Here is a 14,338-nt window from a genome sequence, read left to right as displayed (position 1 = left end):
AGCCCTGCAAATAGACCGGCGATTATACGCACAAGTCACCTGGGAGACCGCGATGCTGGAAAGCGCTCATTATGAATGTCCCTATTGTGGGGAGGATGTTGAGACATCCTTGGACTTGTCCGGCGGCGATCAGACCTACATCGAGGATTGTCAGGTCTGTTGCCGGCCAGTCACCTTTGTGCTGCAGGTCCATGATGAGGAATGGCATCTCGAGGTCTTCAGCGAAAACGACTGACGGGGGCAGCACCGATGCGGCGAATCTACGAGCTGGAAAACCTGATGGAAGGCGAGTTGTTGCAAGGCATGCTTGCCAGCGAAGGCATCACGGCGCATCTGGTGGGCCGCGATCTGCTGGGCGGTGCGGGGGAGTTGCCCATGCAAGGCCTGCTGGGGCTGGCGGTGGAGGACGACCAGGCGCAATACGCCCGGGAATTGATCGCCGCGTACAATGCCGCGCTGCCGTTGCCCGGCGATGAACCGGACAGCTACCCCGGGACGCTGGTCTGTTAGGCTGGCGGTCGTTCGTTTGATCAAGAGTCGTGTTGCCCCATGTGTGGACGTTATGCCCTGTTTCGCTGGAACCCCGCTTTCGCGGCCCTGCCTGGTTTTCCCGCCGACCAGAAGGCCCAATGGAATATTTCGCCCAACGATTCGGTGCTGATCCTGCGGGCCGGCGCCGAGGGCCAGCGCGAACTGGCCCGGGCGCGCTGGGGCCTGACGCCGCCGTGGTTGACCGACCTGTCCCGCACCCCGGCCCATGCCCGGGCCGAAACCGTGGCCGAGCAGCCGATGTTCCGCGAGGCCTTGCGCCTGCGCCGCTGCCTGCTGCCGGCCAATGGTTTCTATGAGTGGCGCGGCGGTACGCGCAAGCGTCCGTACTGGTTGACGCCGGGGGAGGGTTCGTCGCTGTTTTTCGCCGCGATCTGGGAAGCGTATCCGGTGCAGGAACAGGTGTGGCTGAGCACGGCGGTCATCACCCAACCGGCGGCGGGTCAGCGCCGGCCGTTGATCCTGGACGAAGACGGCCAGCGCCTGTGGCTCGACCCCGAGACCCCGCTGCATGCCTTGCAAGGACTGCTGGCAAGCGAGCCGGCGTCACTGCGCGAGCGAGTGCTGGCCAACATGGTCAATGATCCGAAACTCAATGGGCCGGAGTGCTTGACTCCGGCTTGAGTTTTGCGGCGCTTGTACCAGCCTCATCGTCGGATCGCCGCCCGGAGCAGGCTCGCTCCCACAATAGGCTGCGGGTGTTCACAAAAAATGTGTTCACCGCCTATCCCCTGTGGGAGCGAGCTTGCTCGCGATGGCGTCATGTCAGTCAACCTCGATGCTGGCTGATCTGCCGTCATCGCGAGCAAGCCCGCTCCCACAATAGGTTTGGGGGGTTACTCGTGATGCGGCTCGCCGAGGAAGGTCAACGAAGTGAACACGCCACGGGTGGCCACGTCCTGGTTGTCCTTGAGTGCAATTTCCTTCTGCGCCGCGATCACATTCAAGCCTTCGTTGCGCACCAGTACCTTGGCCCGGCCTTGCGCGTCGGTTTCAGTCGATACGGTGTTCGGCGCGCTGCGGTAGTCACCGACCAGTTTCACACCGGCCGCCGGTTTGCCGTCCAGCAGCACCCGTACCGGCAGTGACTGGCCCGGCCCTACGGTCAGCGGGTCGACCTCCGGCACGATCACGAACTTGATCGGTGCAAGCGACGGCAGTTTCGCTCCCGGCTCATAGATCGCCAGGCTGTATTTGAACGTCTGGGTCGATTCGATCGCCCCCGGCACTTTGCTGCGGCCTTCGTTGATCCACTTCTTGTCCGCCGTCTGGGACCACATGCCGTTGTCCAGCGCCACGGCCAGCACGGCCGGCGGCTTGAGCGGTTGCAGGCGGGCGTGGTCCGGCAGGCGCTCTACGGTGACGGGAATCATCTTGCCGCCCAGGTCATAGGCCCAGGCGCCGCTGATTTTCTGCGCCTTGAAGGCATTGTCTTCGGCGCCGTGGCCGTAGATCACTTCGATGTTGCCGCGACGTTGTTCGGTCCATAGGCCGTGGGCCGAGGCCTGTGTAGCCAAGAGCAGGCCGAGCAGGGCGAAGGTCTTAGGGTGTTTCATGCTGAGTTTCCTTTTACAGATCAAGGGTGAGGCTGACAGTGAAATTGCGCGGCTCGCCGGGGGTGACCCAGTAGTTGCTGTAGGCGCGCTCGTAGTACTTTTCATCGAAGACGTTGTTCAGGTTCAGCCCCACGGTGACGTCATCGCTGGCCTTGTAATGGGCCAGCAGGTCAACGGTGTGATAGGCCGGCAGTTCGAAGTCCTTGCCAGCCTCGCCCGAGCGATCGCCGACATAAGTGAACGCCGCGCCGACATCCGAACCGCGCAGGTGTCCGTCCTGGAATTCGTAGACGCCCAACAGGCTGCCGCTGCGTTTGGCGACACCAAGGATCCGGCTGCCCGTGGGGATTTGCTCGTCACCCTGGGTCACTTCGGCGTCGATGTAGGCGAAGGCGCCAATCACCCGCACAGCGTCGGTTAACTGCCCGGTGACTTGCAGGTCGATGCCCTGGCTGCGGGCCTTGCCCATGGCACTGTAGAAATCAGTCCCCGCGGTCTGAGCCAGGACGTTTTCCTTTTCTATATGGAACGCCGCCAGGGTGGTGCTCAGGCGGTCGTCGAACAACTCGCTCTTGATCCCCACCTCATAGCCGATCCCCTCCTCGGGATCGAAGGTTTTGCTGTTGGCATCCAGGCCGTTATTGGGTTTGAACGAGGTGGAGGCGTTGGCGAACAGGCCGACCTCGGGCGTCAACTGATACAACAGGCCGGCCCGTTGCGTGAACGCGTCGTGACGTTGGTGGCTGGTGACGTTGGTGTTGTGGTCGTCAATGCTTTGCTCGAAATGCTCATAACGCACGCCGAGCATGCCCCGCAGCTTGTCGGTGAAGACGATCTGGTCCTGAAGGTTCAGTGCGCGGCTTTGTACACGCTCGAAAAAATCGGTGCCGGTACGTTTGCCATCAGGTTTCGGCTGGCCGTAGACCAGTCGATAGATGTCGATGGGATAAGTGCCACCGTTGATGGTGGTCACGCGCTCGTTCTTGCGGTAGTCCTCGTATTCGCTGCCGATCAGCAGTTCGTGCTGCCACGGGCCGAGGTCGAACAGGCCGCGCAATTCCAGTTGAGTGATGCTGTCGTGCCAATTGTTGTCGCGCTCGCGATAGCGGCGGTTCACCGTGTGGCCATCGGCGTTCAGCGGGCGCGCTTCGGAGGCAAAGCCCCAGAGTTCACCCTGCTTGTAATGGCTGGCCAGGCGCAATTGCCAGGTGTCGTTGAGCTGATGTTCGAGGGCGGCCTGGAGCATGTTGTTGTGATTGTCGATATCGCCATCGTTGGGCTCGCCCAAAAAGGTCGAGCGGGAAACGCCACTCCAGCGGTTGTTCGGGGCGACGATGCCACGGTCGAACGTCGAGCTGTGGCGCACGATTTCGCTTTCCACCAGCAATCGGGTGTCGGGGTTCAATTGCCAACTGATGGAAGGCGCGACGAAGACGCGCTGGCTGTCGACGTGATCGCGAAAGCTGTGGTTGTCCTCGACCGCCAGGTTGACCCGCGACAACAGGTTGCCTTCGGTGTCCAGTGGCGTGTTGACGTCCAGCGCGGTGCGGTAGCGATCCCAGCTGCCGGCGCTGGTTTGCAAGGTGGTGAAGGCTTCTGGCTGGGGTTTCTTGGTGACAATGTTCACCGTACCGCCGGGATCGCCCCGACCATACAGGCTGGCGGCCGGGCCCTTGAGCACTTCGATGCGTTCGATGTTCGCCGCGTCCGGCGTGCTTGGATAACCGCGGTTGGCGCTGAAGCCGTCCTTGTAGAATTCCGATGTGGTGAAGCCGCGCACGCTGTACTCATAGAGCGTCAGGCCGCCGAAGTTGTTCTGCTTCGATACACCGCCGGCGTATTCCAATGCTCGTTCGACGTTGGTGCTGCCCAGGTCCTTGAGCACGCTGGCGGGAATCACGCTGATCGATTGCGGGATGTCGCGCAGGGCCGTGTCGGTTTTGGTGGCACTGGCAGTGCGGGTGGCGCGATAGCCCGTGACGGGCCCGGTGGGGGATTCGTAGTCGGACGTCACGGTGATGGCGTCCAGTTCCAGGGGCTGGATTTCTTCGGCGTAGGCAGGATCGGCGAGCAAGCCCAGGGCGAGACTGGCAACGGAAATCCGTTTCAGGGATGACATGTTATGTTGTTCCAATTTTTAGTATTGAAACAATATAACACTACTAATGAGAATTTATGCTATTCCTGATTCACCAATCGAGCGTGGTTCTTTTGCTGAGAAAAGCATACTCCTGCCGGAGCTGTGTAGGAGCTGTCGAGTGCAACGAGGCTGCGATCTTTCCCCCAGACACTTAAGTCCCAAGCGAAAGATCAAGATCAAAAGATCGCAGCCTACGGCAGCTCCTACAGGGCTCGCCGGGAGCGAACCCTCTGCAGCCGTTATGACGCGGCTTACTGCTCTTCCTTGAGCACCACCGGCGCCGGCGGTGGGCGCAGGCCGATTTCAGCGGTGAGCTTGAGCTCCTTGCCGTTGCGCATGACCTGGATCGTCACCTTGTCGGTGGGCTTGATCCGCGCCACCTGGTTCATCGAGCGGCGGCCATCGCCGGCCGGTTCGCCATCGATGCTCAGGATCACATCGCCCAGTTGCAGGCCGGCCTTCTGCGCCGGGCCGTCGCGGAAAATCCCCGCCACCACGATGCCGGGCCGCCCGGACAAACCGAAGGACTCCGCCAGTTCCTGGGTCAGCGGCTGGACTTCAATGCCCAGCCAGCCGCGAATCACCTGGCCGTGTTCGATGATCGACTTCATCACCTCCATCGCCAGCTTCACCGGAATGGCGAAACCGATGCCCTGGCTGCCGCCAGACTTGGAGAAGATCGCCGTGTTGATCCCGGTCAGGTTGCCGTTGGCATCCACCAGTGCGCCACCGGAGTTGCCGGGGTTGATCGCGGCGTCGGTCTGGATGAAATCCTCATAGTTGTTCAGGCCCAACTGATTGCGCCCGGTGGCGCTGATGATGCCCATGGTCACGGTCTGGCCGACGCCAAACGGGTTGCCGATGGCCAGGGCCACGTCGCCGATGCGGATGCTGTCGGAGCGGCCGATGGTGATGGCCGGGAGGTTCTTGAGGTCAATTTTCAGTACCGCGAGGTCGGTTTCCGGGTCGCTGCCGATCACCCGGGCGAGGGTTTCGCGGCCGTCCTTGAGGGCCACCACGATCTGGTCGGCACCACTGGTGACGTGGTTGTTGGTCAAAATATAACCTTCCGGGCTCATGATCACGCCCGACCCCAGGCTCGACTCCATGCGCTTCTGCTTGGGCGAGTTGTCGCCGAAGAAGCGCCGGAATTGCGGGTCTTCGAACAACGGATGGCTGGGTTTGTTGATGACCTTGGTGGTGTACAGGTTCACCACGGCCGGCGCGGCGGTGGTCACGGCGTCGGCATAGGACACCGGCCCCTGTTGCACCGCCTTGGTTTGCGGCGCCTGCTGCAAGTTGACGTCGAGGCTCGGCAAGCCAACCCATTCCGGGTAGCGCTGGATAATCAGTAGAGCGACAAGCACGCCGGCCAACAGCGGCCAGCCGGAAAAACGCAGCGCCTTGAGCATTAAGCACGTCCTACAAAGGTTGCAGGCGGTATGAGACCGCCCATAATGTCGCGCATTATACGAGGCCGCGCGCGCCTCTGAACGGGATATTTAGGAGTCTTTTCATGGCCGTAGCCCTGAACACCCTGGTTGAAGAAGCGGACCGTTACCTGAGCAGCAACCGGATTGCCGATTACTGCCCCAATGGCCTGCAGGTCGAAGGCGCGCCCCAGGTGATGCGCATCGTCAGCGGCGTCACCGCCAGCCAGGCCTTGCTCGATGCCGCCGTCGAGGCCGAGGCCGACCTGGTGCTGGTGCACCACGGTTATTTCTGGAAGGGCGAAAACCCTTGTGTCACCGGCATGAAACAGCGTCGCCTCAAGACGTTGCTCAAGCATGACATCAGCCTGCTGGCCTACCACTTGCCGTTGGACTTGCACCCGGAGGTGGGCAACAACGTGCAATTGGCCCGCCAGTTGGACATCACCGTCGAGGGACCGCTGGACCCGGACAACCCCAAGATCGTCGGCCTGGTCGGCTCCCTGTCCGAACCGATGACGGCCCGGGATTTCGCGCGCAAGGTCCAGGAAGTCATGGGGCGTGAGCCGTTGTTGATCGAAGGCGAGCAGATGATCCGCCGGGTCGGCTGGTGCACCGGTGGCGGCCAGGGCTATATCGATCAGGCGGTGCTGGCTGGCGTCGACCTGTACCTCAGCGGCGAGGCGTCGGAGCAGACCTTCCACAGCGCGCGGGAAAATGGCATCAGCTTCATCGCCGCCGGGCACCATGCGACCGAGCGCTACGGTGTCCAGGCATTGGGTGACTATCTGGCGCGACGCTTTGCCCTGGAGCACATCTTCATCGATTGCCCGAATCCCATCTGACTGTTTATATCCCTGTGGGGAGCTGTATCCCCTGTGGGAGCGAGCTTGCTCGCGATAGCGGCGGATCAGTCGACATTAATGTGGCTGGCACACCGTCATCGCGAGCAAGCTCGCTCCCACAGAAAAGCCTGTGCGGGGCCCGAACCACTGGGCATATCCATATGCTGTTTCGATCTAGTTGGCGCCCTGATTAGAAGAGGTCGCTGTGCTAGGATTCCCCGCTCGAACACGGCCCGCTGGCCGTTCATAAGAAAGTTTTCGTGAGTAGCCATGGTCGACAAACTGACGCATCTGAAACAGCTGGAGGCGGAAAGCATCCACATCATCCGCGAGGTGGCCGCCGAGTTCGATAACCCGGTGATGCTGTACTCCATCGGTAAAGACTCCGCCGTGATGCTGCACCTGGCACGCAAGGCGTTCTTCCCCGGCAAGCTGCCGTTTCCGGTGATGCACGTCGACACCCGCTGGAAATTCCAGGAAATGTACAAGTTCCGCGACCGCATGGTCGAGGAACTGGGCCTGGACTTGATCACCCACGTGAACCCGGACGGCGTGGCGCAGGGCATCAACCCGTTCACCCACGGCAGTGCCAAGCACACCGACATCATGAAGACCGAAGGCCTCAAGCAGGCCCTGGACAAATATGGTTTCGACGCCGCGTTCGGCGGTGCCCGTCGCGATGAAGAGAAATCCCGCGCCAAGGAGCGCGTGTACTCGTTCCGCGACAGCAAGCACCGCTGGGACCCGAAGAACCAGCGTCCGGAGTTGTGGAACGTCTACAACGGCAAGGTCAACAAAGGCGAGTCGATCCGGGTATTCCCGCTGTCGAACTGGACCGAGCTGGACATCTGGCAGTACATCTACCTCGAAGGCATCCCGATCGTGCCGCTGTACTTTGCCGCCGAGCGTGAAGTGATCGAGAAGAACGGCACGCTGATCATGATCGACGACGAGCGCATCCTCGAGCACCTGTCCGACGAACACAAAGCCCGTATCGTCAAGAAGAAAGTGCGTTTCCGTACCCTTGGCTGCTACCCGTTGACGGGCGCGGTGGAGTCCGAGGCCGAAAGCCTGACGGACATCATTCAGGAAATGCTCCTGACGCGAACTTCCGAGCGCCAGGGCCGGGTCATTGACCACGATGGCGCAGGCTCGATGGAAGATAAAAAACGTCAAGGTTATTTCTAAGGGGCTGTCATGTCGCATCAATCTGATTTGATCAGCGAGGACATCCTCGCCTACCTGGGCCAGCACGAGCGCAAAGAGCTGCTGCGTTTCCTGACCTGCGGTAACGTCGACGACGGCAAGAGCACCCTGATCGGGCGCCTGCTGCACGACTCCAAGATGATCTACGAAGATCACCTGGAAGCCATCACCCGCGACTCGAAGAAAGTCGGCACCACCGGTGACGATATCGACCTGGCGTTGCTGGTCGACGGCCTGCAGGCCGAGCGCGAGCAAGGCATCACCATCGATGTCGCCTACCGCTATTTCTCCACCGCCAAGCGCAAATTCATCATCGCCGACACGCCTGGCCATGAGCAGTACACCCGCAACATGGCCACTGGTGCTTCCACCTGTGACCTGGCGATCATCCTGGTGGACGCCCGCTACGGCGTGCAGACCCAGACCCGTCGCCACAGCTTTATCGCCTCGTTGCTGGGCATCAAGCACATCGTCGTGGCCATCAACAAGATGGACCTCAAGGACTTCGACCAAGGCGTGTTCGAGTCGATCAAGGCCGACTACCTGAAGTTCGCCGAAGGCTTGAAAATGAAGCCGACCACCATGCACTTCGTGCCGATGTCCGCCCTCAAGGGCGACAACGTGGTGAACAAGTCCGAGCGCTCGCCGTGGTATACCGGCCAGTCGCTGATGGAAATCCTCGAAACCGTGGAAGTGGCGGGCGACCGTAACTTCACCGACCTGCGTTTCCCGGTGCAGTACGTCAACCGTCCGAACCTGAACTTCCGCGGCTTCGCCGGCACCCTCGCCAGCGGCATCGTGCACAAGGGCGACGAAGTGGTGGTGCTGCCGTCGGGCAAGAGCAGCCGCGTGAAATCCATCGTCACCTTCGAAGGCGAGCTGGAACAGGCAGGTCCTGGCCAGGCGGTAACGCTGACCATGGAAGACGAGATCGACATCTCCCGTGGCGACCTGCTGGTGCATGCCGACAACGTACCGCCGGTCACCGACAGCTTCGAAGCGATGCTGGTGTGGATGGCCGAAGAGCCGATGCTGCCGGGCAAGAAATACGACATCAAGCGTGCGACCAGCTACGTGCCGGGCTCGATTGCCAGCATCGTCAACAAGGTGGATGTGAACACCCTTGAAGAAGGTCCGGCCAGCGCGTTGCAGCTCAACGAAATCGGCAAGGTGAAGATCGCCCTGGATGCGCCGATCGCCCTGGACGGTTACGAGAGCAACCGCACCACAGGCGCGTTCATCGTCATCGATCGCCTGACCAACGGCACGGTCGGTGCCGGCATGATCGTCGCCCAGCCGCCGGCTCACGGCAGCAGCACGCACCACGGCAAATTGGCCCATGTGTCGGTGGAAGAACGCGCCCAGCGCTTCGGCCAGCAGCCGGCCACGGTCCTGTTCAGTGGCCTGTCGGGCGCTGGCAAAAGCACGCTGGCCTATGCGGTCGAGCGCAAGTTGTTCGACTCGGGCCGTGCGGTCTTTGTCCTCGATGGCCAGAACCTGCGTCATGACCTGAACAAGGGCTTGCCGCAGGATCGCTCCGGGCGTACCGAGAACTGGCGCCGTGCGGCTCATGTCGCCCGTCAGTTCAACGAAGCCGGCCTGCTGACCCTCGCCGCGTTTGTCGCCCCCGATGCCGAAGGCCGCGAACAGGCCAAGGCGCTGATCGGCAAGGAGCGTCTGCTGACGGTCTACGTCCAGGCCTCGCCAACGGTGTGTGCCCAGCGTGATCCGCAAGGGCTGTATGCCGCCGCTGGCGACAACATCCCGGGCGAATCCTTCCCGTATGACGTGCCGCTGGATGCCGACCTGGTGATCGATACCCAGTCGCTGACACTGGAAGAGAGCGTCAAGCAGGTGCTGGATCTGCTGCGCCAGCGTGGGGCGATCTAAGGCAAGTCGCTGTAACTAAAAGCCCGCAGATGAGTGATCATCTGCGGGCTTTTTGTTGTCTGGAAGGACGCTATCGCGAGCAAGCTCGCTCCCACAATGGTCAGCGGTGGAGCAAATGTGGGAGCGAGCTTGCTCGCGATGAGGCCAGTACAGGCGCCTCAAGACTTGCAGGGATACTCCCGATGCATCTGCTCAAGCAACGCGTCCTTGTCCTGCCACAACTGGTTGATCCAGCCCTGGAACTCCAGGCGATACACGCCGTCCTGGTCGTAGTTCTTGCCAATGAACTGCGGCGGGATCTTCAGTTCCTGGAAATGCACCACCACCTCCCCAACGTTGCCGCAGAGCAAATCCGAATAGCCCGGACGCCCGCCCGGGTAATGAATGGTCACGTTGATGATCGACTCCAGTTGCTCACCCATGGCATCCAGCACAAACGCGATGCCGCCGGCCTTGGGCTTGAGCAGGTAGCGAAACGGTGACTGCTGCTGGGCATGCTTGCCGTCGGTGAAGCGCGTGCCTTCGACGAAATTGAAAATGCCCACGGGGTTGTTGCGAAACTTCGCGCAGGTCTTGCGGGTGGTTTCCAGGTCCTTGCCTTTCTTTTCCGGATGTTTTTCCAGGTAAGCCTTGGAGTAACGCTTCATGAACGGGAACCCCAGCGCCCACCAGGCCAGGCCGATCACCGGCACCCAGATCAGCTCCTGCTTGAGGAAAAACTTCAACGGCCGGATGCGCCGGTTCAGCACGTACTGCAACACCATGATGTCGACCCAGCTCTGGTGGTTGCTGGTGATCAGGTACGAATGCTGGTAGTCCAGGCCCTCCAGGCCGCTGAGGTGCCAACGGGTACGCCGCAGCAGGGTCATCCAGGCTTTGTTGTTGCTGATCCAGGCCTCGTGGATGTGGCTCATCAACCAATCGGTGAAGCGCTGGGCGACGGGGAAGGGCAGCAGCAATTTGAAAATCGCCACGATGAACAGCGGCGTGCAGCAGGCGATGGTGTTCAGCGCCAACAGCAGCGAGGCAATCACGCCCCGCAGTGGAGCGGGCAGGAAATCCAGCATTTAAATGTCCAAAGGTCGGTTGGCGGCTTGGATCGCGGTCAGGGCGATGGTGTACACGATGTCGTCGACCTGGGCGCCGCGCGGCAAGTCGTTCACCGGTTTGCGCAAGCCTTGCAGCATCGGCCCGAGGCTGACGCAATCGGCGCTGCGCTGCACGGCTTTGTGGGTGGTGTTGCCAGTGTTGAGGTCCGGGAAGATAAAGACCGTCGCCCGGCCGGCCACCTGGCTGTTGGGCGCCAATTGCCGTGCCACGGTTTCGTTGGCGGCGGCGTCGTATTGCAACGGACCATCGATCAACAAGCCGTGCTGGGCTTCGTGGGCCAGCAGGGTGGCTTCGCGAACTTTTTCCACTTCTTCGCCACTGGCCGATTCGCCGCTGGAGTAGCTGAGCATCGCCACCCGTGGCGTGATGCCGAACGCGGCGGCCGAGTCGGCACTTTGCAGGGCGATTTCCGCCAGCTCCGCAGCGCTGGGGTGCGGGTTCATCACGCAGTCGCCGTAGACCAGCACTTCTTCGGGAAACAGCATGAAAAACACCGAGGACACCAGCGAGCATCCTGGCGCGGTCTTGATCAGTTGCAGGGCCGGACGGATGGTGTTGGCGGTGGAGTGGATGACGCCGGATACCAGCCCGTCCACTTCATCCAGGGCCAGCATCATGGTGCCGATGACCACGGTGTCTTCCAGTTGCTGCTCGGCCATCGGCGCGTTCAGGCTTTTGCTCTTGCGCAACCTCACCATGGGTTCGACGTAACGCTCGCGAATCGAATCCGGGTCGAGAATCTCCAGCCCCGGCGGCAGTTCGATGCCTTGGGCGCGAGCCACCGCTTCGACGTCGGCCGGTTTTGCCAGCAACACGCAGCGGGCAATGCCCCGGGCCTGGCAAATGGCGGCGGCCTGGACGGTCAACGGTTCGCTGCCCTCGGGCAGGACGATGCGTTTGTTGGCGGCCTGGGCGCGCTGGATCAACTGATAGCGGAACACCGCTGGCGACAGGCGCATTTCCCGTGGCGTGCCGCAGCGCTGGTGCAGCCACTTGGCGTCCAGGTGGCTGGCGACAAAATCGGTGATGATCTCCGCACGTTCGCGGTCATCGATGGGGATTTCCTTGTTCAGGCTGTTGAGCAGGTTGGCGGTGTCATAGGAGCCGGTGCTCACCGACAGCACCGGTAGCCCCGCCTGCAAGGCGCCGCGACACAAGTCCATGATGCGCGGGTCGGGCAGGGTGTCGCTGGTCAGCAGCAGGCCGGCCAGCGGCACGCCGTTGATCGCGGCCAGGCTCACGGCCAGGATGATGTCGTCGCGATCGCCGGGGGTGACCACCAGTACGCCGGGCTTGAGCAGTTCCACGGTGTTGCGCATGGTGCGGGCGCAAATGATGATGTTGCTCATGCGCCGGGTTTCGTAGTCGCCGGCATTGAGCACCTGCGCGCCCATCAGGTCGGCCACGTCGCGGGTGCGCGGGGCATTGAGCTCGGGGCGAAACGGGATGCAGCCGAGCAGGCGGAAATCGCCGCTGCGCAGCAAGGGCGAGTGTTCCTTGAGGCGTGCGGAAAACGCCTCCATGCTTTCGTCGGTGCGCACCTTGTTCAGGATCACCCCGAGGACTTTCGGGTCCTTCGGCCCGCCAAACAACTGCGCCTGCAACTCTACCCGGCCGGACAGTTCGGTCAGCACTTCGTTTTCCGGTGCCGACACCAGGATGACCTCGGCGTCCAGGCTCTTGGCCAAATGCAGGTTGACCCGGGCGGCGTAGCTGGCGTTGCGGGTCGGGACCATGCCTTCGACGACCAGCACGTCCTTGCCGATGGCCGCCTGCTGATAAAGGGTAATGATTTCTTCCAGCAGCTCATCGAGCTGGCCGTCGCCGAGCATGCGCTCGACGTGCGCCAGGCCCAGGGGCTGCGGCGGCTTGAGGCCGTGGGTGCGGGCCACCAGCTCGGTGGAGCGTTCCGGCCCGGTGTCGCCGGGGTGAGGTTGGGCAATGGGTTTGAAAAAGCCGACTTTCAGTCCGGCCCGCTCAAGGGTACGCACCAGCCCGAGGCTGATGGAGGTCAGGCCCACACCAAAATCGGTGGGCGCGATAAAAAAAGTTTGCATGCGGATTCTCTAAAGGAGCATGGCAATGGCGTGACCTATGACTGATCATCTACCCACAATTCAGTTGCCAAGGTTATCGCTAACCGGGCCCTGCGCGCACCAGCCGCAAGCAAAGGGCTGGCCTATTTTTTCAATACGTTGCGCCGGGTCCAGCACCCAGGCCCGGGACTGCCACGGTGGCTGGTGACGCAGATGCTGGGTATGGCCACAGGACAGCTCGGCCACCCAGTGCCCGTCCTCGTCCTGATGGAAACCGATGACCGTCGGTCTGTTCGAGCAGGTCCGTTTGTCCGGGTTCCGTTCGCTTTCGGGCAAATCCTTGTTTAGACTTGTCCGTTCTTCATTCTTATGCAAAAGGTCTCGCCCCATGCTGATCGCCGCCAATAAGGCTGTCTCCATCGACTATACCCTGACCAACGACGCTGGTGAGGTCATCGACAGCTCTGCCGGCGGCGCTCCGCTGGTCTACCTGCATGGCGCAGGCAACATCATCCAGGGCTTGGAAAAAGCCCTGGAAGGCAAAACGGTCGGTGACGACCTGAACGTTACCGTCGAGCCGGAAGACGCCTATGGCGAGTACTCCGCCGAACTGGTCAGCACCCTCAGCCGCAGCATGTTCGAAGGCGTCGACGAGCTGGAAGTGGGCATGCAGTTCCACGCCTCGGCACCCGATGGCCAGATGCAGATCGTCACCATCCGCGATCTGGAAGGCGACGACGTCACCGTTGACGGCAACCACCCGTTGGCCGGCCAGCGCTTGAACTTCAAGGTCAAGATCGTCGACATCCGTGACGCCAGCCAGGAAGAAATCGCCCATGGTCACGTCCATGGCGAAGGCGGCCATCACCACTGATTTGTGCGCTACGCTCAAATGACCAGTGAACTGGAAAGGCGCCATACGGCGCCTTTTTAGTCGGTTGCTGTTAGCATCACCCATGGCTGTTTCGAAAAGATCTGCAAACCTGGAGTTCGTCATGAGTGCTTTCCACGACCTTAAACTCAAAGCCCTGGATGGTCAGGAGCTTCCTCTGGCGCCGTTCAAGGGTCAAGTCGTGCTGGTGGTCAACGTCGCCTCCAAATGTGGCCTGACGCCGCAGTACGCGGCGCTGGAAAATCTCTATCAGCAATACAAGGCCAGGGGCTTCAGCGTACTGGGCCTGCCCTGCAATCAGTTCGCCGGGCAGGAGCCGGGGAGCGAGCAGGAAATTCAGGACTTTTGCAGCCTCAACTACGGCGTGACGTTCCCGCTGTCCAGCAAGCTGGACGTGAACGGCCCTGATCGGCACCAGTTGTACCGCCTGCTGGCGGGCGAGGGCGCCGAGTTCCCCGGGGACATTACCTGGAACTTCGAAAAATTCCTGCTCGGCAAGGACGGTCGGGTGCTGGCGCGTTTCTCGCCGCGTACGGCGCCGGATGAACCTGCCGTGATCCAGGCGATCGAAAAAGCGCTGGCTTGATCCCCAAGAAGTCGCAGCCATAATGATGATCTCTTGTGGCGAGGGAGCTTGCTCCCGCTCGGTTGCGTAGCGACCGCAAAAAGCCAGGGCCGCTACGC

The 14,338-nt window shown here is 61.6% G+C and carries 14 protein-coding genes; 8 read left to right on the top strand and 6 right to left on the bottom strand.

What is annotated here, in order from left to right; translation table 11 throughout:
- Positions 1–52: 52 nt before the first annotated feature.
- The 3 genes from LQ215_RS06200 to LQ215_RS06190 are packed head-to-tail and all read left to right on the top strand — an operon-like array spanning position 53 to position 1,173.
- Positions 53–235: a CPXCG motif-containing cysteine-rich protein gene (locus tag LQ215_RS06200; RefSeq protein WP_230148006.1), complete on the top strand. Its 183-nt coding sequence runs from the start codon at positions 53–55 to the stop codon at positions 233–235.
- Positions 236–249: 14 nt separating this feature from the next.
- Positions 250–510, top strand: coding sequence for a putative signal transducing protein (locus LQ215_RS06195; protein ID WP_072344436.1), 261 nt, complete (start codon positions 250–252; stop codon positions 508–510).
- A 39-nt stretch (positions 511–549) separates the two neighbouring features.
- Entirely contained in the window at positions 550–1,173 is a 624-nt protein-coding gene (locus LQ215_RS06190; RefSeq protein WP_230147999.1) for an SOS response-associated peptidase, read from the top strand.
- A gap of 212 nt (positions 1,174–1,385) precedes the next feature.
- On the opposite strand, the gene LQ215_RS06185 is transcribed toward LQ215_RS06190, so the two are convergent.
- The 3 genes from LQ215_RS06185 to algW form a co-directional block, all read right to left on the bottom strand.
- Positions 1,386–2,105: a DUF4198 domain-containing protein gene (locus tag LQ215_RS06185; protein WP_230147997.1), complete on the bottom strand. Its 720-nt coding sequence runs from the start codon at positions 2,103–2,105 to the stop codon at positions 1,386–1,388.
- Between the two features lie 13 nt (positions 2,106–2,118).
- Positions 2,119–4,224 carry a TonB-dependent siderophore receptor gene (locus LQ215_RS06180; RefSeq protein WP_230147995.1) on the bottom strand — a complete coding sequence of 702 codons (2,106 nt, stop codon included), beginning with the start codon at positions 4,222–4,224 and terminating at the stop codon, positions 2,119–2,121.
- 272 nt (positions 4,225–4,496) lie between these two features.
- A complete protein-coding gene (gene algW, locus LQ215_RS06175; protein WP_072344423.1) occupies positions 4,497–5,657 on the bottom strand; it encodes a Do family serine endopeptidase AlgW in 1,161 nt (386 codons plus the stop codon).
- A 104-nt stretch (positions 5,658–5,761) separates the two neighbouring features.
- On the opposite strand from algW, the gene LQ215_RS06170 reads away from it, so the two are divergent.
- The 3 genes from LQ215_RS06170 to cysN all read left to right on the top strand — a co-directional run bounded on the left by LQ215_RS06170 (position 5,762) and on the right by cysN (position 9,616).
- On the top strand, positions 5,762–6,520 hold the full coding sequence (locus tag LQ215_RS06170; protein ID WP_230147993.1) for a Nif3-like dinuclear metal center hexameric protein: 759 nt from the start codon (positions 5,762–5,764) through the stop codon (positions 6,518–6,520).
- A 270-nt stretch (positions 6,521–6,790) separates the two neighbouring features.
- On the top strand, positions 6,791–7,708 hold the full coding sequence (gene cysD, locus LQ215_RS06165; RefSeq protein ID WP_230147990.1) for a sulfate adenylyltransferase subunit CysD: 918 nt from the start codon (positions 6,791–6,793) through the stop codon (positions 7,706–7,708).
- A gap of 9 nt (positions 7,709–7,717) precedes the next feature.
- A complete protein-coding gene (gene cysN / locus LQ215_RS06160; protein ID WP_230147988.1) occupies positions 7,718–9,616 on the top strand; it encodes a sulfate adenylyltransferase subunit CysN in 1,899 nt (632 codons plus the stop codon).
- Positions 9,617–9,774: 158 nt separating this feature from the next.
- Here the strand turns inward: cysN and LQ215_RS06155 are convergent, their stop codons facing one another.
- From LQ215_RS06155 to LQ215_RS06145, 3 genes are read right to left on the bottom strand one after another with little or no spacing between them, the layout of a single operon-like run.
- A complete protein-coding gene (locus LQ215_RS06155) occupies positions 9,775–10,683 on the bottom strand; it encodes an acyltransferase (RefSeq protein WP_230147986.1) in 909 nt (302 codons plus the stop codon).
- Entirely contained in the window at positions 10,684–12,783 is a 2,100-nt protein-coding gene (gene pta, locus LQ215_RS06150) for a phosphate acetyltransferase (protein WP_210642873.1), read from the bottom strand.
- 60 nt (positions 12,784–12,843) lie between these two features.
- Positions 12,844–13,182 (bottom strand): DUF3565 domain-containing protein, encoded by a 339-nt coding sequence (locus tag LQ215_RS06145; protein WP_230147984.1) that lies wholly within the window; start codon positions 13,180–13,182, stop codon positions 12,844–12,846.
- Between LQ215_RS06145 and LQ215_RS06140 the strand changes: the two genes are divergently transcribed.
- Positions 13,151–13,636, top strand: coding sequence for an FKBP-type peptidyl-prolyl cis-trans isomerase (locus LQ215_RS06140; RefSeq protein WP_003205467.1), 486 nt, complete (start codon positions 13,151–13,153; stop codon positions 13,634–13,636). The two genes, LQ215_RS06145 and LQ215_RS06140, sit on opposite strands and share 32 nt — an antisense overlap.
- A gap of 121 nt (positions 13,637–13,757) precedes the next feature.
- On the top strand, positions 13,758–14,240 hold the full coding sequence (locus LQ215_RS06135) for a glutathione peroxidase (RefSeq protein ID WP_230147982.1): 483 nt from the start codon (positions 13,758–13,760) through the stop codon (positions 14,238–14,240).
- Positions 14,241–14,338: the final 98 nt, after the last annotated feature.

This window comes from Pseudomonas brassicacearum, from assembly GCF_918698105.1.
Taxonomy (GTDB): domain Bacteria; phylum Pseudomonadota; class Gammaproteobacteria; order Pseudomonadales; family Pseudomonadaceae; genus Aquipseudomonas; species Aquipseudomonas brassicacearum_F.
Note: the sequence above shows the minus strand (reverse complement) of the source record. Positions and strands in the feature narration are given on the sequence as shown.